The sequence below is a fragment of the Cryobacterium arcticum genome (assembly GCF_001679725.1).
GTDB lineage: Bacteria > Actinomycetota > Actinomycetes > Actinomycetales > Microbacteriaceae > Cryobacterium > Cryobacterium arcticum_A.
The window spans coordinates 3,655,743-3,674,263 of the sequence record NZ_CP016282.1 but is presented as its reverse complement, the minus strand read 5'-3'; the positions used below and the strand labels follow the sequence as shown (position 1 = coordinate 3,674,263).

General features: G+C 70.3%; 16 protein-coding genes. 4 read left to right on the top strand and 12 right to left on the bottom strand.

Going from position 1 to position 18,521, the window contains the following annotated elements; all coding sequences use genetic code 11:
* Positions 1–24 precede the first annotated feature (24 nt).
* The 3 genes from PA27867_RS16685 to cofC are packed head-to-tail and all read left to right on the top strand — an operon-like array spanning position 25 to position 2,689.
* Entirely contained in the window at positions 25–1,026 is a 1,002-nt protein-coding gene (locus PA27867_RS16685) for a TIGR03557 family F420-dependent LLM class oxidoreductase (protein WP_066598201.1), read from the top strand.
* Positions 1,027–1,028: 2 nt separating this feature from the next.
* On the top strand, positions 1,029–1,988 hold the full coding sequence (locus PA27867_RS16680; protein WP_066598200.1) for a coenzyme F420-0:L-glutamate ligase: 960 nt from the start codon (positions 1,029–1,031) through the stop codon (positions 1,986–1,988).
* On the top strand, positions 1,985–2,689 hold the full coding sequence (cofC, locus tag PA27867_RS16675; RefSeq protein ID WP_066598199.1) for a 2-phospho-L-lactate guanylyltransferase: 705 nt from the start codon (positions 1,985–1,987) through the stop codon (positions 2,687–2,689). Before PA27867_RS16680 ends, cofC begins: the two co-directional genes overlap by 4 nt.
* An 87-nt stretch (positions 2,690–2,776) precedes the next feature.
* Here cofC and PA27867_RS16670 read toward each other — a convergent pair whose 3' ends face one another.
* From PA27867_RS16670 to PA27867_RS16655, 4 genes are all read right to left on the bottom strand, one after another.
* Positions 2,777–3,496 carry a PTS sugar transporter subunit IIA gene (locus PA27867_RS16670; protein ID WP_066598198.1) on the bottom strand — a complete coding sequence of 240 codons (720 nt, stop codon included), beginning with the start codon at positions 3,494–3,496 and terminating at the stop codon, positions 2,777–2,779.
* Between the two features lie 175 nt (positions 3,497–3,671).
* Positions 3,672–6,026, bottom strand: a complete 2,355-nt coding sequence (locus PA27867_RS16665; RefSeq protein WP_066598197.1) for an arylsulfatase — start codon at positions 6,024–6,026, stop codon at positions 3,672–3,674.
* A 176-nt stretch (positions 6,027–6,202) separates the two neighbouring features.
* Entirely contained in the window at positions 6,203–7,231 is a 1,029-nt protein-coding gene (locus tag PA27867_RS16660; RefSeq protein WP_084021258.1) for a formylglycine-generating enzyme family protein, read from the bottom strand.
* 684 nt (positions 7,232–7,915) lie between these two features.
* A complete protein-coding gene (locus PA27867_RS16655) occupies positions 7,916–9,790 on the bottom strand; it encodes an HNH endonuclease signature motif containing protein (protein ID WP_157109271.1) in 1,875 nt (624 codons plus the stop codon).
* 366 nt (positions 9,791–10,156) lie between these two features.
* Between PA27867_RS16655 and moaA the strand changes: the two genes are divergently transcribed.
* Positions 10,157–11,218: a GTP 3',8-cyclase MoaA gene (gene moaA, locus PA27867_RS16650; protein WP_236900750.1), complete on the top strand. Its 1,062-nt coding sequence runs from the start codon at positions 10,157–10,159 to the stop codon at positions 11,216–11,218.
* Positions 11,219–11,344: 126 nt separating this feature from the next.
* On the opposite strand, the gene PA27867_RS16645 is transcribed toward moaA, so the two are convergent.
* The 8 genes from PA27867_RS16645 to PA27867_RS16610 all read right to left on the bottom strand — a co-directional run bounded on the left by PA27867_RS16645 (position 11,345) and on the right by PA27867_RS16610 (position 18,484).
* The gene (locus PA27867_RS16645; protein WP_066598194.1) at positions 11,345–11,995 is read right to left on the bottom strand and encodes a DedA family protein; all 651 of its coding nucleotides are present in this window, start codon (positions 11,993–11,995) and stop codon (positions 11,345–11,347) included.
* Positions 11,996–12,206: 211 nt separating this feature from the next.
* Positions 12,207–12,893: a lysoplasmalogenase gene (locus tag PA27867_RS16640; protein WP_066600204.1), complete on the bottom strand. Its 687-nt coding sequence runs from the start codon at positions 12,891–12,893 to the stop codon at positions 12,207–12,209.
* Between the two features lie 139 nt (positions 12,894–13,032).
* Complete coding sequence (locus PA27867_RS16635) at positions 13,033–13,803, bottom strand: DUF4386 family protein (protein ID WP_066598193.1); 771 nt, start codon at positions 13,801–13,803, stop codon at positions 13,033–13,035.
* Positions 13,787–14,740, bottom strand: a complete 954-nt coding sequence (locus PA27867_RS16630) for an alpha/beta fold hydrolase (protein WP_236900749.1) — start codon at positions 14,738–14,740, stop codon at positions 13,787–13,789. Before PA27867_RS16630 ends, PA27867_RS16635 begins: the two co-directional genes overlap by 17 nt.
* 153 nt (positions 14,741–14,893) lie before the next feature.
* On the bottom strand, positions 14,894–15,379 hold the full coding sequence (locus tag PA27867_RS16625; RefSeq protein ID WP_066598191.1) for an ASCH domain-containing protein: 486 nt from the start codon (positions 15,377–15,379) through the stop codon (positions 14,894–14,896).
* The gene (cofD, locus tag PA27867_RS16620) at positions 15,376–16,437 is read right to left on the bottom strand and encodes a 2-phospho-L-lactate transferase (RefSeq protein ID WP_066598190.1); all 1,062 of its coding nucleotides are present in this window, start codon (positions 16,435–16,437) and stop codon (positions 15,376–15,378) included. The genes PA27867_RS16625 and cofD overlap by 4 nt, the downstream gene beginning before the upstream one ends.
* A gap of 29 nt (positions 16,438–16,466) precedes the next feature.
* The gene (locus tag PA27867_RS16615; RefSeq protein ID WP_066598189.1) at positions 16,467–17,246 is read right to left on the bottom strand and encodes an ABC transporter ATP-binding protein; all 780 of its coding nucleotides are present in this window, start codon (positions 17,244–17,246) and stop codon (positions 16,467–16,469) included.
* 110 nt (positions 17,247–17,356) lie between these two features.
* Positions 17,357–18,484: a putative F420-0 ABC transporter permease subunit gene (locus tag PA27867_RS16610; protein ID WP_084021254.1), complete on the bottom strand. Its 1,128-nt coding sequence runs from the start codon at positions 18,482–18,484 to the stop codon at positions 17,357–17,359.
* Positions 18,485–18,521 lie beyond the last annotated feature (37 nt).

Here is an 18,521-nt window from a genome sequence, read left to right as displayed (position 1 = left end):
ACACGTGAGTGGCAGGATGGTGGCATGTCGGAATTGCAGATCGGTTACGCGGCCATGTTGGAGCAGTTCGCCCCCGCCGAGGCGGTGGCCCTGTCGGCGTACGCGGAGGAACACGGTTTCTCCGGCGTGATGGCGGCCGACCACTTCCAGCCGTGGGTGCCCGCCCAGGGCGAATCCTCGTTCGTGTGGAGCGTGCTCGCCGCGATCGGCGAACGCACCAAGGGGGACATGGGCCCGGGCGTCACCGCGCCCACGTTCCGCTGGCACCCCGCCATGGTCGCGCAGGCCTCCGCCACGCTCGCCTCGATGTACCCGGGGCGGCACTGGCTGGGGCTGGGCTCCGGTGAGGCGCTCAACGAGCACATCGTGGGCGGCTACTGGCCCGAAGCTCCCGAGCGGATCAACCGCATGTTCGAGGCCATCGAGATCATCTCCAAGCTGTTCGCGGCGTCGATCGCCGGCAAGGACGTCAAGCACTCCGGCCAGTTCTACAAGCTCGAATCCACCCGCCTGTGGACCATGCCCGAGGTCGCGCCCGAGATCCTCGTGGCCACCGCCGGGCCGGTCACGGCCAAGCGCGCCGGCCGGCATGCCGACGGCCTCATCACGGTGGGCGCCCCGCTCGAGAAGATCTCGATGCTCTTCGGCAAGTTCGACGACGGCGCCCGGGAAGCCGGCAAGGACCCGTCGACCATGCCCAAGGTGCTGCAGTTGCACATGAGCTGGGCCGAGACCGACGAAGAGGCCATGCGCAACGCCTTGCACGAGTGGCCCAACGGCGGCATGAAGTTCCCCAAGGGCGACATCCGCTCGCCGTTCGAGTTCGAGCAGATGGCCAAGATGGTGCGCCCGGAGGACTTCGAGGGCCGCATGATCATCTCCGCCGACCCCGACGAGCACCGCAAGTACATCCAGAAGTTCGTCGACCTCGGCTTCGACAAGATCTACCTGCACAACGTGGGCCGCAACCAGCGCCAGTGGATCGACGTGTTCGGCCGCGACGTGCTGCCGAAGCTCGCCCGGTAGCGATGGGCGTTTCCGGTGCGGCCCGGCCGGATTCCCGGCTTGAGGTATTCGTGCTGCCCGGAATCGGCGAGATCCGCGCCGGCGACGACCTTGCCGCGATCATCCTGGCTGCTACCGGCACCCTGCTCGCCGATGGCGACATCCTGGCCGTGACCAGCAAGATCGTCTCCAAGGCCGAGGGGCGCCAGGTCGCCGCGACCGACCGGGAGCAGGCGATCACCGACGAGACCGTGCGCGTGGTGGCGACCCGTGCGCATCCGGGCGGCGTGACTCGCATCGTGGAGAACCGGCAGGGCCTGGTGATGGCCGCCGCCGGGGTGGACGCCAGCAACGTGACCGAGGGCACCGTGCTGCTGCTGCCGGTCGACCCGGATGCCTCCGCCCGCGCCCTCTGCACCGCCGTTCGGGAGGCCACCGGGCTGCGGGTGGGCGTGCTCATCACCGACACCGTGGGCCGCCCGTGGCGTGACGGGCAGACCGACATCGCCATCGGCGCGGCGGGCGTGGCCGTGCTCGACGACCTGCGTGGCACGACGGATGCGCACGGTCGCCGGCTCGACGTCACCGTCGCCGCGGTCGCGGACGAGATAGCCGGGGCCGCCGACCTCATCAAGGGCAAGACCAGCGGCAACCCCGTGGCCGTGGTGCGCGGGCTTGCACAGCTGGTGGGCCCGATCGACGCGGGGGACCGCGGCGCCAGGCGCCTGCTGCGCGACAGCGCGAACGACATGTTCCGCGTCGGCAGCGCGGAGGCCTACGCGGAGGGGTACGCGGCCGGGCTGGAGGCCGCGGCAACTCGCGAGATTCCGTCCGCCGAGTCGCGGCAAAGTCCCCCTTCAGAGCTCCCCACGGGGCACTTTGCGGCAACTCGCGAGACGCCCGCGAGTGACTTGCCAGTTGCGGCCCCCTCAGACAGCGCGGATGGGCCTGAAGTGGCAACTCGCGGAACCGCATCCCGGTGAGCTGGGTGTGCGTGGTGCCCGTCAAGGGCAGTGCACGCGCCAAGAGCCGGCTGGGGGAGCTACCCGAGCCCTTCCCGGCGCGCGGTGCGCTCGCCGAGGCCTTCGCGCTCGACACCGTGACGGCGCTGCTCGCGGCCGAGATGGTGCGGCGGGTCATCGTGGTGACGGCCGACCCCGCTGCCGCCGGGCCGTTGGCCGCCCTGGGCGCCCAAATCGTGCCCGAGTCACCGCAAACATCCCCCTCGGATGCCGGGAGCGGGAACTTCGCGGCTCCTCGCGACCCGCTCAACGCCGCTATCGCCGAGGGTGTGCGAGTGGCTCAGGAGCTGTATCCCCGGAGCAACGTCGCGGTGCTCACGGGCGACCTGCCCGCCCTCACCGTGGCGGATGTCGAGACGGCCCTCACCGCCGCATCCGCCCACGACCGTGCGATGGTCGCCGACGAAGAGGGCACCGGCACCACCACTCTGCTCGCCCGCGCCGGCCTGCGCCTGGTGCCGAGGTTCGGTCCGGGCTCCCGCGCTGCGCACGAGGCGGCCGGTCACGTGCCGCTGGACCTGCCCGCCACGGCGTCGATCCGCCGCGACGTCGACACCGTCGCCAACCTCGCCGAGGTCCTGCGCCGCGGCGTCGGAGCGCACACCAGCGCCCTGATCGCCCGGTCGCAGCCGATGCCCACGGAAACCCCCGACCTCGGGTGAGCCCGGGTTCATCGTCGGCCCGCTCGGGGTGAGAGCACTAGGCGTTGGGCTGGTGGCCCCGCGGCGTGGCCGGGTGCCCGGCGCGGCCTAGAGCGGCGCGGAACCAGTCGGACGCACTGTCGCGGCCAGCGCGGCGAGCACGTCGGCCGGGGTGACCGCCATTTCGATGGAGGCGCGGAACGAGGGCTTCATCAGGCTGCGGGAGAGCTGGGCCAGCACCCGCAAGTGTTCGGTGCCGGCGCCCGATTCGGGTACGGCGATCATGAAGATCAGGTGGGCCGGCGCCTCGTCGAGTGAGTTCCAGTCCACGCCGTTGCGGCTGCGGGCGAAGGCGAGCACCGGGCAGGTGGCGGCGTCGGTGGTCGCGTGCGGGATGGCGATGCCGTCGCCGATGCCGGTTGTGCTGATGAGCTCGCGCTCGAGCGCGGCGCGCACCACGGCGTCCTCATCGACGACCCGGCCGGTCGCGGCCATGAGACGGGCGAGACGACGGATGACGGCGTCCCGGTCGGCGTCGTCGACATCGAGCACGATGGTGCGGTCGTCGATGTAGTCCAGCACGGTCTTCGGCTGCGCCTCTCCAACAGCCGCTTCGTCCGTGGTCGAAGCGCCCGCATCAGGGCCCGCAGCCGCCCCGGCATCCGCTGTGACGGTCTCGCGGGCATCGGCCGTCGTCGCGGCGACCCCGGCGGCATCCGCCGACCGGCTCTTGCGCGCCCAGCGCACGATGAACAGCACCACCACGAGCACCACGACGAGCACGACGATGACGATCGCGGTGGAGGCGTCAGCCGGGATCGCGGGCATGGTGCGGTGTCCTTCCAGACGTGGCAGGGCGGCGGGTGGCCCGGGGGCCACGGCGCGGTTGCTATCCGGGTGACGGATGCGGCAGCCTGCCCAGCGTACAGTCTGCCCCTGGCAGGGCCGAGTGACTTTCGGCCCTGCCAGAGGCAGAGCGTCCGCGCGGGAATCCGCGGCCGGGCTACTCCCGCATCAGCATCGCCTGGGCCTCGCGTTCGAGGTCCACATACGGTTCGCCGCTCACGTCGACGGCCACCCGGCGGATGGTGCCACCCGTGAACGTCCACGGCGCGGTGCCGGCGTATCCGGTGACGGCCTCGCCGCTGTCCCGCCCAACGCTGAGGCCCTCGCCCGCGATCGAGAACTTGGCCGGTTGGGTCTTGATGCGGCCCTCGCCCACCTTCGTCTCGCCGTAGTACAGGCTCAGGACGCCTGTGGCCACGTGCGGCGGGTCCTCGCCGTCCTTGTCGAAGGAGGCCGACAGGATCAGGTTCTCGCCGAGCGGGAGGTCGACGTCTGCGTCGATCTTCTGCTCGAACAGGCCCACGAAGTTGTTTACGTAGTGCAGCCGGTTGTCGGCCACATAGAGGGCGTGGCCGCCGAACCGCGACCCCTGCGCGTAGAGCACACCCGAGGCGCCCGGCGCGGGAAGGTCCACCAGGGCGCCGATCACGAACGAGCGGTTGCGCAGGTTCACCGCCTGCGACTCGGGCACCTCAGCGGTGTCCGGGTAGTAGACGTACCGGTTGCGCGGCGGGGAGAGCACCGGCCGTGGGGTGACGAAGATTTCGAATGCCGACCTGTCGTCCAAGGGGAAGGCCCCGTTCGCCCCGGCCTCGGCGAACCACAGGTTCTCCAGTTCACGCACCTTTTCCGGATGCTCGGCCGCCAGGTTGTGCAGCTCGCCGCGGTCCACATCGGTGTGGTACAGCTCCCACTCGTCCTCGTTGAAGTGGCTCCAGCCGCTCAGGGTGGGGTGCGTGGTGATGGCTTTCCACCCGTCGTGCCAGACCGCGCGGGAACCCAGCATCGAGTAGAACTGGGTGCGGCGGGTGGTCGGGGCGTCGGCATCCGCGAAGCCGTAGCGCATGCTCACCCCGTCGATGTGGCTCTGCACGTGCCCCTTGAGGCGTTCGGGAGCCTGCACGCCGAGCACGTCGAGGATGGTCGGCACGATGTCGACCGCATGGTGATACTGCTCGCGCAGCTCGCCGCGGGCGGGCATCCCGGCCGGCCAGGAGATCACGCAGGGGTCACAGGTGCCGCCGTTGAACTCGTAGCGCTTCCACATCTTGAACGGGGTGTTGAACGCCATCGCCCAGCCGTTCGGGTAGTGGTTGTAGGTGGCTGGGCCGCCGAGCTCGTCGAGCATTTTCAGGTTGTCGGCCATCTCGTCGGGGATGCCGTTGGCGAACTTCATCTCGTTGACCGAGCCGTTCGGGCCGCCCTCGCCGCTGGCGCCGTTGTCGGACACCACGATGACCAGGGTGTTCTCGCGCTCGCCGAGTTCGTCGAGGTAGTCGAGCAGCCGGCCGATCTGGTGATCGGCGTGGGAGAGGAACCCGGCGTAGACCTCGGCCATGCGGGCGAAGAGGCGCTGTTCGTCGGCGGAGAGCGAATCCCACGGCCGGGTCAGGTCCATCAGCGGGAACGGCTGGCCGTCGGGGCCGGAGCGGGTGTCCGGCGTTCCGAGCGGGTTCAACGGCGGCAGCTCGGTGTCGGCCGGCACGATGCCCATCTCCTTCTGCCTGGCCAGGGTCTCCTCCCGGATCGCCTCGTAACCCATGTCGAACCGGCCGCGGTACTTGTCGGCCCACTCCTTGGGCGCGTGGTGCGGTGCGTGCGCGGCCCCGGGTGCGTAGTAGAGGAAGAACGGCTTCTCGGGGGCGATCACCTTGGAGTCCTTGATGAACTCGATCGCCTTGTCGGTGATGTCGACCGAGAAGTGATAACCGTCCTCGGGCAGCGCGGGCTGGTCGACCGGGTGGTTGTCGTAGACCAGCTCGGGGTACCACTGGTTGGTCTCGGCGCCGAGGAAGCCGTACCAGCGTTCGAAGCCGCGCCCGGTGGGCCAGTTGCGCCGAGTGGAGGCCACGTTCATCTCGTCGTCGGGGCAGAGGTGCCACTTGCCCACCATGTAGGTGTTCCAGCCGAGCTCGCCCAGGATCTCGGGGAGCATCCCGTTCTCCGGCGGGATGGTGCCGCTCGCGTTCGGGAACCCGATCGCGGCCTCGGTGATGCAGGCCATGCTGTTGCGGGTGTGGTTGCGCCCGGTGAGCAGGCACGAGCGGGTCGGCGAGCAGAGCGCCGTCGTGTGCCACTGGGTATAGCGCACCCCGGCATCCGCCACCCGGTCGATGTTCGGGGTCTGGATCGGCCCGCCATAACCGGACATGGCCGAGAAGCCCACGTCGTCGAGCACGATGTAGACCACGTTGGGGGAGCCGGCGGGCGCCTTGGGCGGTTCGAACGGCGCCCAGTCCGGCTCTGAGTCGCGGATGTCGACGTTGATGATGCCTCTGAACGGTACGGGCATGGGGTTCTCCGTTTCACAGCGGATGTTCACGATGGAGGGAGCCGCCCCACGAAGGGCCCACACGTCGGCGGACGCCGACGCGAGCGACTGTATATCCGCTCCGGCCCCTCTTCAAGCCGCGGGCCGCGGATGTTCAGCCGCGATCGACGGATGCTCGCGCCGCGGGCGACGGATGTTCAGGCGAGCGCGACCGTGCGGAAGCCCACGTTGCCGGCGGCCGAGTCGGAGGTGTTCGAGGCCCGGGCCGAGTTGCGGTACCGGTTGCAGTAGGAGTCGTGGCAGAGATACGAGCCGCCCCGCATGGAGCGTTGATCCCCGCTGGTGGGCCCGGCCGGGTTGTGGGCGGGGGAGGCGGCGTAGTAGCCCTCGGCCCACCAGTCGGCGCACCACTCCCAGACGTTGCCGACGCTTTGCCAGAGCCCGTACCCGTTCGGTTCGAACTCCCGCACCGGAGCCGTGGTCAGCCAGCCGTCTGCCAGGGTGTTCACTGCGGGGAACCGGCCCTGCCAGATGTTGCAGCGCTGCCCCTCGTCCCACTCGTCGCCCCACGGATACCGGGCGCCGGCCAGGCCGCCCCGGGCCGCGCACTCCCACTCGGCCTCGGTGGGCAAACGTCGGCCGGCCCAGGCGCAGTAGGCCTGCGCGTCGTTCCAGCTCACCTGCACCACCGGATGCTCGGCGAGCCCGGCCAACGACGACAGCGGCCCCGCCGGATGCGCCCAGTCGGCGCCGCGAACGCCCAACCACCACGGGGTTTGCGGCGGCTGCCCCACCACGTCGTCGAGTTCGGCGGCCAGCGCCAGGTGGAACACCGCCGAATAGCCGAACACCTCCGACTCGGTGCCATACCCGGTGTCGGCGACGAACCGGGCGAAAGCGGCGTTGGTGACCGTGGTGGCATCGATCGAGAAGGCATCCACCCAGACCTCGTGCACGGGAGTCTCACCGTCGCCGGGGTTGCCCGCGCCATCACCGTCGCCCATCCGGAACGACTGGCCGGGCACCGCCGCCTGCTCGATGTCGTGCCGGCTGCCGGTCGACGGCGCAGCGGTCGCCGACGATATCCCGCCGCCGCCGCCGCCGCCGCTGCCGCTGCCGCTGCTGCTGCCGTCATCGCCGTGGTCGCCGTCCCGTGCCGTGCCAGACCCGGATGCGCCGACGAACGCCTCGTGTCTGGGAGCGCAACAGCCGTGGTCGTCGTTCATCACGCACAGACCCTAGCGCGCAACCCCGCCGCCGACGAGCTCAGTTCGATCCCGCGGGACGAGCCTGCCCAAGGTTCCCGCCACGTCGGTCGAGCGCGTCGACGCCGTGCTGAGCCTGTCGAAGTAGACCGGGTGAGCCCGTCTGCGGATGGTGCCCGCCTCGTCGGTCGAGCTTGTCGAGACATGGTGACGTGCTTGCGGAAGGTTCCCACCTCGTCGGTCGAGCTTGTCGAGACCTAGTGACGTGCTCGCGGACGGTTCCCGCTTCGTCGGTCGAGCTCGTCGAGACCTAGTGACGTGCGTGCGGACGGTTCCCGCTTCGTCGGTCGAGCTTGTCGAGACCCCGTGACGTCCCTGCGGAAGGTTCCCGCTTCGTCGGTCGAGCTTGTCGAGACCCAGTGACGTGCGTGCGGACGGTTCCCGCTTCGTCGGTCGAGCGTGTCGACGCCGTGCTGAGCTTGTCGAAGTAGTCCCGGTGAGCCCGCCTGCGGTTCGTTCCCACTCGTTGGTCGAGCTTGTCGAGACCTGGTGACGTGCGTGCGGACGGTTCCCGCTTCGTCGGTCGAGCTTGTCGACACCGTGCTGAGCTTGTCGAAGTAGACCTGGTGACGTTGCTCGAGAACGCGTATCGGCGGGCGGGATCTCGTCAAGCTCGTTCAGCGTGTGGTCGCGACCCAGCGTGGGTCAGGTGGTGTGGGGCGGGGTGTGGCTGGGCATGTTGATGAGGGTCTGGCCGGGGTCGATGCTGGCTGGTGGTCGGAGCCAGTACTGGCCGGTGTTTTCGAAGATTTGCCAGCCTTGGTTGTGGAGCAGCATGTGGTGGGCGTGGCAGAGCAGGATGCCTTGGTTGATGTCGGTGCGGCCGTGGTCGCGTTTCCAGTGTTGGATGTGGTGGGCTTCGGTGAAGGCGGGTGGGCGGTCGCAGCCGGGCCAGCGGCAGCCGCCGTCGCGGGCGGCGAGGGCGCGGCGTTGGGCGCGGTTGAAGAGGCGTTGTTCGTGGCCGACGTCGAGGGGTCGGCCCAGGTCGTCGACGGTGATCTCGATGGTGGCGGAGTCGCAGATGAGGCGTTCGATGGTTTCTTGGGAGAGGGGTGCGGTGTTGCCTTCGAGGTAGCCGTGGCCGGGTTGTCCGGGTTCGCAGACCAGGATGGTGTCGGCGTCGCGGAGGAACCCCGGCGGGTACGGGCTGTCCGTTGGGCAGGGCCCGGTCTGTGCCGCTGGCCCGGGTGGTCGAGGCTGCGCGGTGGACCCGGTGGACCCGGTGGACCCGGTGGACCCGGTGGACCCGGTGAACCCGGCGGTATCGGTGGTCTTGATGGTGTCGCCGGCCGGGTTCGGGGTGGCGGGGGTGCCGCTGGTCGGGGCTTCGGTGGCTTCGGGCCGGTCGGTCGGGGCCGGAGTGGCGGCGGGGCGGGCTGCGGGGGTGGCGCTGGTGAGGATCTGCACGGTGGGGCGGCGGCCGCCGAGCATCTCGTTGGGGTTGATGGTGGTGCCGGCCTGGAGGAGGTCGATGAAGCCGTCGCAGGTGATCTGGGTGGTGCTGCGGGGGTCGTCCTGGACGCGTTTGGCCCAGGCGGCGCGGTCGGTGTCGACGAAGCGCACGCCGCCGCGGCGGGGGCTGGTGAGGCTGTCGAAGGTTGCCTTGATGAATTCGCCCTGTTCCGGTGGGAACAATCCGTCGACGCGGACCTGGCCGGTGTTCAGGGTCCAGATGCGCAGGTAGCGGTCGTCCCAGGCTTTCTGTTCTCGCACCCGGATGCCGGCTTCGTCCAGGGAGTCCCGGGTCTGCCGGGCGCGTTTGAGGAGCTGGTCCACGTTCATCGTCCCGGCGTCGGCGAGTAACCCCTCCAGGGCGTCGGAGAGGACCGGTCCGGTGACGACGGTGTCGATGTCGCCCAGGCCGGTGCGGATCGCGTGGGCGGCGTCGACGGAGAGGGTGCCGGCGTTGACCGCGCGGCTGATCGGCGCGTGCCACGGTGCCGGCAGCAGGGCAGCGCCGCCCAGTGCTGTGTCGGCCGTGTCGGGATCAAGCGGGCCGGTCACCGCCTCGTCGACGAGCCGGCGGGCGGCCTCAGCCTCGGCTTCGGCGGCCTGTGTCTCGGCGGCTTCGGCCTCGGCGAGCATCTGGCCCACGCCGACGAGTTTGCGGGACTCGACCTTGCTCGCGCCGGTCAACTCCTGGATCAACGCTTCGGGGGAGAGGAACCCCTGCTTCTTGGCCAGGCCCGCCTGGCCCAACTCCCACCGGGACCGCTGCGCGAGAGTCTTCGCCATCCACGCCTTCCGGGTGTCGAGCTCCCGTTGCGCGCGGGCGAGGGTCTGTTGCCCGGCCAGCACGTCGGCATCCGAGAGGGCGTCGTAATCGGCACTCGAACAGCCCAACCGGGCCACATTCGCCGCCGCGACCACGAGGCCGTCGCCACCGTCACCAGCAGCATCGGTCGCCAGGTCAGCAGGCCTCTCAGTAGCACCTTCAGCAGCCCCAACGCCGACACGAAAAGCACCGTCGGGAGGGTCCCCGACGGTGAACGTGTCTGCGATGCTCGACTGGATTGCCATGCCCCGAATCTAGCCCGATCTCGCATCCTCGTGTGAGCAAAACTCAACTTGTGGATAAGTTTTTTGGGCCTCGATCCCAGCCCTGGTGTGGCGAGACGGCGCCACGGCCACGCACATCCGTGAACCCGGTCGAGCATGTGCATAACTCATACAATTTTCCTCTTACCGAGCCGGGCGCCTCGGACTACTTGCAAGGATTCACCGGGCGACTAAAGCCGCAGGAATTATGCACCACCGGGAGTGCGGGGAGGGCGAACGGAGTGCTCGGCCTCGGCAACGCGAGGAACGTGGAGGATTCGGGGTTAGGGTCGATAGGTGTCCGGTACACCGCTCCCCGTACCCTTCGTCAGGCTTCAGGCCGGTGAAGTGCCGGCTTCACCTGCCCTGCACACGGATGCGCCGCTCGTCGACACCCTCAACCGGCCGCTGCACGATCTTCGGCTCTCGGTCACCGACCGGTGCAACTTCCGTTGTGTGTACTGCATGCCCAAGGAGGTCTTCGGCAAGGACTTCGCCTTCATGCCGCGCGACGAGATGCTCTCCTTCGAGGAGATGACCCGTCTGGCCCGCATCTCGGTGGCGCACGGCGTCGAAAAGATCCGGCTCACCGGCGGCGAACCCCTGCTGCGGAAGGGCCTCGAAGAACTCATCGCGATGCTCGCTGAACTACGCACCCCTGCCGGACGCCCGGTCGACATCGCCCTCACCACCAACGGTTCGGCCCTGGCGATGAAGGCCCAGGCGCTCAAGGACGCCGGCCTCAAGCGGGTGACGGTCTCGCTCGACTCGCTCGACGACACCACCTTCCGCGCCATGAACGACGTCAACTTCCCGGTCGCCCGCATCCTGGCCGGCCTCGACGCCGCGCACGCCGTGGGCCTCGGCCCGATCAAGATCAACATGGTGGTCAAGCGCGGCCAGAACGACCACGACATCGTCAACATGGCCCGCTACTTCAAGGGCACCCCCTACATCCTGCGCTTCATCGAGTTCATGGACGTGGGCACGAGTAACGGATGGGACATGGCCGCCGTGCTGCCGTCCAGCGAGGTGCTGGGCCGCATCCACGCCGAACTGCCGCTGGAAGAAGTGGCGCCGAACTACACCGGCGAGACCAGCCGGCGTTGGCGCTACGTCGACGGCGAGGGCGAGATCGGCCTCATCTCCAGCGTCACCCAGTCGTTCTGCCACACCTGCTCGCGCGCCCGCGTCTCCACCGACGGCAAGCTCTTCACCTGCCTGTTCGCCAGCGAGGGACACGACCTGCGCGCGCTGCTCCGCGACGGCAGCAGCGACGAGCAGCTGTCCGCTGCCATGGGCGCCATCTGGCGCCAGCGCACCGACCGCGCCTCCCAGCTGCGCAGTGCCCAGACCGGCGCGGTGCGATCCACGGGTACCAAGATCGAGATGTCCTACATCGGCGGATGAGCATCGGCCCGCCCGATTTGCGGCGCACGCAGCCACTCCACGGTCACAATCTCGACGGCTCTGAGCGCCGCCACTAACCCTTCGCGAGCTGGGCCTTAGACCCCCAAAAATGCCCGAAAGCGGGGCTTAGCTCCCAGTTCGCGAGGGTTGCGGGCGGGTGGGGAGTCCTGGCCGTGCCGAGGCCCGGCGGCGGGCGATCGCTGCTGCGACCCGGTCGACCAGCACGCCGAGGCAGAGGGCGAGCACTACGCCGATGGTGGCACCCAACATGGGCTGGTCCCGGAACGCGTTACCGGCCAGGATGCCGATGAGCACCGAGTACACCGCCCAACAGGCTCCGGCCAGCACCGTGAGCGGCCAGAATCGCCGGTGCGGCAGACCTGTGGCCCCGGCCGTCATGTTGACGGCCACCCGGCCCACCGGGATATACCGGGCAACGAGGAGCAGACTGGCCGGCCGGAGAGCGAGGCCGCGGCCCGCCCGGTCGAGTGCTGCGGCGGTGCGCCGGCCGCGCATCCATCGGAACCGATCGATACCGATCCGCCGACCGAGCCAGTAGGCGATGTTGTCCCCGATGGCGGCGCCGACGGCCGCCAGCACCACGATCACCACGGGGTTGGGCGTGCCCGCGCTCACACCGAGCGCGGCAGCGACCACGACGATGCTCTCACTCGGCACCGGCGGAAAGAACCCGTCGATCACAACCACGGCGAACACCACAAGGTAGACCCAGGGCGAGCTCACGGCGGCGAGCAGGAAGTCGGTGAGCAGGTCCATGGGGTCGATTCGATCGGGAGCCGATGCGCGGGATGCGTTACTTCGAGGCTAGAAAACCCCTCGTGAAACGGCGTCCACCCTCGGTGTCCTGCAGGTCATCCCCGGGAATGACATCTCGGCCGTCGCCCGGCGGAGCCCCGGCCGCCCGACATGTCAGGTGACCTCCGCGTGTGCGCAGGCCCGGTCGGGAATCAGGCGCCCGGTGCGGCCATCACCCGGCGGTGGAAGCGACCACCGGCGCCGCCACCCGAGCCCGTTCGTGCCGCAGGATGCCCCACACGATCAGGGTCTGCGCCGCGAGATAGGTGACCATGATGAGGAAATCCGCCAGGGGCAGGTCGAAACCCGGCAGGAACTTGTTCAGCGCCAGGATCGAGTCGGAGGCCACGAACAGCGCCCCGCCGGCCGCGACCCAGCGGTTGCACCGGGAGGCGACAGCTGCCATGGCGCAGAGCACGGTGCCGTAGGCGATCACCGGAATCAGCAGCGCGCCGGTGCCGGGTGCGAGAAGCGTGAGCAGCACAACGAGCCAGACCGCGTAGACGAGGGCCCACCAGCGCATCCGGTGCACGGCCAGCCGGGTGACGAAGAGCATCAGGTAGACGATGTGCGCCAGCAGGAAGCAAGCCAGCCCGATGACGAACCATCGGAGGGTGATGTCGCCCAGCCAGGAGAGGGTGAGGGCGAGCGTGCCGAGCAGGATCGCGGGCGAGCGACGCTGTGGCGCGGCCCAGAGCAGCCCGATCGCCAGCGCCGGCATGAGCAGCGGCTTCGTCCAATCCACGACGCCGTCGAGCGACAGCAGGATGGCGCCCAGGTGGATCACACCGACCACGAGGATGGGCAGGAATGCACGGACAGGCGGTGCCGGCCGGGCCGCGTCGCGGGTTTCTGGCACTGTGCTCACTTCGTCGAGGGAGGTGCGTGCCACTCACTGTAGCGACCCGGGCCCTCCGCGCATGGACGTATTTCCGGCCGGGTCGTGACGAATCCGCCCCGTTGCGCGTCACAGTAGTGGCGGCAATGACGCCGCCGACTCAGCTGCCCTGCCCTGCCTTGGATCGAGGTGGGGCCGGGGCGGTTGTGGGGTGTGACGGGCCGAGGCGGAGTAGCACGAGCCCAGTCCACACGACCCAGACCCACTGCAGCAGTGCGCCCAGGTACAGGTCGGGCACGACGAAGCGCAGCAGTTCCGCGGCCACCCCCAGCACGCCGGCGGCGACGCCGAGCCAGCCCAGGATCGCGGGGAACACGCCCCGGGTCATCACCATCGCGGCCACGACTAGGCCGATGGCCGAGAGCGGGCCGGTCAGCGTCAGGGTGTTGTTCTCCGCGACCACGGCCTCGGCCGCCGCCACGATGGCGGGCCGCTCGCTCGCCGCTGCCGCCACAAACCGGACGCTCAGCGTCACCAGGATCAGCGACCCCCGGGTGGAGACGGGGATCGCGAGCGACAGCGCCCAGGGCAGCGCACCGAGCAGCCCGGCGAGCAGTGCCCAACTGCGGCCCACCGGCGCCAGCGCCACCCCAAGGGCAACGAAGACCAACACCATCAGGTAGCCGGGCCCGATCCAGAGCACCTGCTGGGCGATGTAAACGGCATTATGGTCGGCGATGAACAGCAGCGTGTCCACGCTGCCCGTCACCGGCGGCGGGGCCACCACGTCGAGCACCAGCGCGCTCAACAGCATCAGCACGAAGAGCAGGGCGGCCACCCCGCCCACCCGGTAGAGCGGATGCCAGGCGGCATGCCACGCCGTCGCGCCCTCCGCGGCCGTGGGCGGGGAGCGGTCAGCGCGCCAGGTCATCGTGATCGGAGCGCGGTCGGGCCGAGGCGCTCGGCTGGTCGGGCCCGCCGTCGCCCGGCCGGGCGGGTGCATCGTGGGGACGCTCGGCGGTCGGCGTGCCTGCCGGGTCGTCGGCGGGCTCGTCGGGCGGGTCGAGGAAGGAGAGCACGTCGGAGACGAACCGTGGGTCGCTCGTCGTGGCGAGGTGCCCTCGGTCCGGGTAGAGGGCGAGCCGGCCGCGGGGGATCCCCGCCGCCGTCTGCCGGAACAGCTCCGGCGTGTAGAACGCGTCCCGTTCCCCGCCCACCACGAGGGTGGGTGCGGTGATGTCACCCAACCGGCTGTACAGCTCGAAACCGTCCTCGGCCCGGATGGTGGTCATCAGGTCGGCAGTGGCGTGGGCGAAGTAGTTCTTGCCGAGCAGCCAGCCGATGCCGGAAAGCACCCGCTGTGACCCGGCACCCGACCCGAGCATCCGCATGAGTTCGGCATAGGCGGTGCGCGGCCGGCCGTCGAGCACGTCATCGGCGACCCGCATCGCGGTGTCGCGGCCCTCGATGCCCAACTGGTGCGCGGCCGACACGATAACAAGGCGCTTCACCAGATCCGGATGATCCGCCGCGAGCTGCAGCGCCACGCTTCCGCCGGTGGACTGTCCCATCACGTCGACGGGGCCGTCGAAGCGCTGCCGCATGGCGAGCGCGTAGTCCGCCGCGATGTCAGCCATGGTGGCGTCGGGGTCGAGGCCGGGCCGCCGGTTGACCCACCACACCCGGCGGGTGGCGGCGAAGGGCAGCAGCATCCGGGTCTGGAATCGGCGGTCGGCGCCGGTGGGTGGCTCGTGGTTGGGGGTGAGGCCGGGCAGGAAGAGCAGCGGGGTGCCGGACCCGACGGCGAGGTACGGCATTCCGCCGGGCCAGATGCCGTGGATGCGCGGTAGCGGGGACGTTGCTGGCATGCGGCTGCCCTTCGCTCGGGTGCGGTCGGGCGACCGCGGGGCTGTGCGACGTAGGCGAGAGTAGCGCAGGCGGCCGGTGCGGGGGAGTGCCCGAGCGACCGGCCGACGGGGCGTCGGCCAGTTGGCCAGTTGGCCGGCCGGTCGGCCGCGAGGTCAGGCGCGCGGCTGTTCGCCGGGCAGGAGTTCCACCACGCGCAGCCGCTCGAGCACCACCGGGGTGTCATCGGTGACGCTGAAGGTGGGGTCGTTCAGATAGCCGCGCATGTCGGGGCTGGTCCAGAAGGCCTCGTGGGCGGCGCGCCAACCGGCCACCGAGTCGTGGCCCTCGCCCTCGTCGCGGGCATGGCGCACGTCGACGTCGGCCAGCCGCACCACCTGCACCGCCGTCGTCTCGATGACCGCCACCGGCTGCCCGGCGGAGTCGATCAGCACCTGGCGGGCCCCGACCTCGGGCAGCGGCTCATCCTCGATGCCGTATTCCACCAGCGTGGACGTGGTCGAGGTCTTCGAGCCGTCCAGAATCGCCGCCACGAGCCGGTCCCGGAGCGGGCCCGGGAACGCGAACTCGGCGACCGGAAGCGCGTCGGGTGCCGCGTGGTCCCCACCGGTGCCGACCGGTGGGTCGAGCGGACCGGTCATCGGGTGGCCACTTCGCTGCGCAGGGCCTCGGCCGCGATCTGAGCTGTGGCGGCCACATCCGTCATCCAGAGCGGCACCGCGGCCGAGCGGATGCCGGCGGCCTCGAGCGCGGGCACGGCCGCGGCATCCGTCTCGTCGACCAGCCAGGCGTCGAGCACTCCGTCGCCCTGGCGGGAGCCGTAGTGCAGCCCCACCGCGAGTGCCGACGTCTCGACGCCGATCGTGCTCAGGCAGGCGTCGGCCATGCCGCGCACCGCGGAGCCGGCGATGATGGGCGAGATGCCCACCACGCGGGCCGAGGTGGCGCGCAGGGCATCCCGGATGCCCGGAATCGCGAGGATGGTGCCCACGGACACGACGGGGTTCGATGGCGGCAGGATCACCACGTCGGCATCACGGATGGCCTCGAGCACGCCGGGCGCCGCGACGGCGTCGGCCAGACCCACCTGCACGAACTCGGTGACGGGCACGGTGGCGCGGTAGCGCACCCACCACTCCTCGAAGTGGATGAGGTCGCCGGCGCGGTGCTCATCGGCGTCCGCGGCCAGGCGCACGTGGGTCTCCACGAACTGGTCGCTCATCGGCAGCAGCCGGGCGCCGGGCTGCCAGCGGCGGCAGAGGAACTCGGTGGCGGCGCTGAGCGTGGCGCCGTTCTTGAGCAGGTCAGTGCGCACAATGTGGGTGGCCAGGTCGAGGTCGCCGAGCGTGAACCAGGACCAGCCACGGCCGTACGCGGCGATCTCGGCGGAGGTACGCCGGGACTCCTCGGCGCGACCCCAGCCCTGTTCCTCGCTGATGCCGCCGCCGAGGGTGTACATCACGGTGTCGAGGTCGGGGCAGATGCGCAGCCCGTCGAGCCACATGTCGTCGCCGGTGTTGACGATCACGGTGACCTCGCTGGCCTGCTCCTCCGCCGAGGTGCCGGAAAGTGCGCCTTCCGCGCCGCCGAAGGGGCTATTCGCCGCATCTCGCGCGTCCTCGGATGCCAGGTACTGCAACAACCCGCGAGTGAAGCGGGCGCCACCGACGCCGCCGGCGAGAACTGTGACTCGGGTCATGGGGTTCCTTCGGTAGATCCGTGGGGCTGTCAGGTGCCGGTTGGTGCGGGGCCGGAGAACACGATCACGGGGTGCCCGGTGCGGGGATGCGGCACGATGTCGCAGTCGACGCCGTAGACCGCTTCGATGATGTCGGGGCTCAGCACCTCGGCGGGCGTGCCGAACGCGGCCACCCGCCCGGCCTGCAGCAGCACGATCCGGTCGCAGTAGGCGGCCGCGAGATTGAGGTCGTGCAGGGCCAGCACCGAGGTGAGGCCGAGGCCGCGCACCTGGTGCAGCAACGACAGCTGCGCGCTCACGTCGAGGTGGTTGGTCGGCTCGTCGAGCAGCAAGAGGCTCGGACGCTGGGCCAGCGCCCGCGCGATCTGCACCCGCTGCTGCTGGCCACCGCTGAGCGTGTGCCAGCGCCGCTCGATGAGATCGGCGGCGCCCACCATCGCCAGCGCCTCGGTCGCCACACCGAGGTCGTCCTCGCCGCCGAAGCTGCCGAGCAACCGGCTCCGGTGTGGGATGCGGCCGAGTAGCACGACCTCTCGCACGGAGAGGTCCACGCTGGGTGCCACGTTCTGCTCGAGCAGGGCGATGCGCCGCGCGGCCTCCCGCCGGCGGAGCAGCCCCACGACGGTGCCGTCGAGGGTGACGGTGCCGGCATCCGCCCGGTCGATGCCCGCGATGATGCGCAGCAGGCTCGACTTGCCGGCGCCGTTGGGCCCGAGCAGTCCCGTGACGGTGCCCGACGGCAGGCGTGCCGAGATCTCGTGCAGGATGCGCGTGCCCTCGATGCTGAGGGAGATCCCGTCGAGCACCACGCCGTCGTCCGGCGCTCCCGAGTTGCGGAAAACTGCCCCTTCAGCGCTCTTTAGAGGGGGGTTTGCGGCAACTCGGGGTGCGGATGTGGCGGCAACGCCGCGTTCGCCGCTCATGCCCAGGCCGCGCTTCGCTTGCGCTTGATCAGCAGGATGAAAACGGGCACCCCGATGAACGCCGTGATGATGCCCACGGGCAGCTCCCGGGGGTCGAACACTGTGCGGGCGAGGGTGTCGGCGAGCACCAGGAACAGCGCGCCGACCACCGCGACGAGCGGCAGCAGGCGTCGGTGCCCCGGACCGCTGAGTCCGCGCACCAGGTGCGGCAGGATCAGCCCCACGAACCCGATCGCCCCGCTCACGGCCACCATCGCGCCGGTGAGCAGCGCGACCGCCACGAGGAATCCCCAGCGGGTGGCGTTCACGTTGATACCCAGCGACGCGGCGTTCGTGTCGCCGAAGGTGAACGCATCCAGTCGGCTGGCGGCGAGCAGGATGCCCGTACCCACCAGGACGAGCGCGGTGGTGGAGATCAGCACGCTGGTCCAGGAGCTGCCGGCCAGGGAGCCGAGCAGCCAGTTGAGGATCTCCCGGTAGGAGTCGCCTTTGGCCGCCCAGAAGATGATGAACGAGGTGCCCGCCGAGCCCAGCTGGGCGATTGCCAGCCCGGCCAGCACGGCGCGGCCCGGGGTGATGCTGCCGCCGACGCGGGCGATGTTGAGCGTGGCGAACAGCGCGATCAGGGCCCCGGCGAAAGCCGCAGCCGGCAGCGCGAAGCCCACGCCGAGGATGACCACGCAGACCGCCCCGAGCGACGCCCCCGACGACAGCCCGAGTAGGTACGGGTCGGCCAGCGGGTTACGGGTGACGCTCTGCATGACCGCGCCGCTGAGGGCGAGGCCCGCGCCCACCATGGCGGCCGTGAGCACGCGCGGCATCCGCAGCTGCCACACGATGGCGTCGGTCAGGGGCGGCACCGGGGTGCCGCCGGTGAGACCGGGCAGGCCGAGGTGGCTGCCCACGCTGCCCACAACCTGCGCCAGGCTCACGTTGGCCGGGCCGATCGTCACGGCAACGGCGCAGCCGAGAAGCAGGGCCACGAACGCAGTGACCAGCCAGAACAGGTATCTACCCGGCCGGCCACGACGCACTGTGACGGATGCCGCACCGCGGCTCCCGCCGGGCGCGGCACGCTTCTGCACCGACGGACGAGTGTCGCGGGGGTGCGTCGTTCCGGTCATCCCTGCTCCCTCATTCCTGCTCCTCGGTGCGAACGGT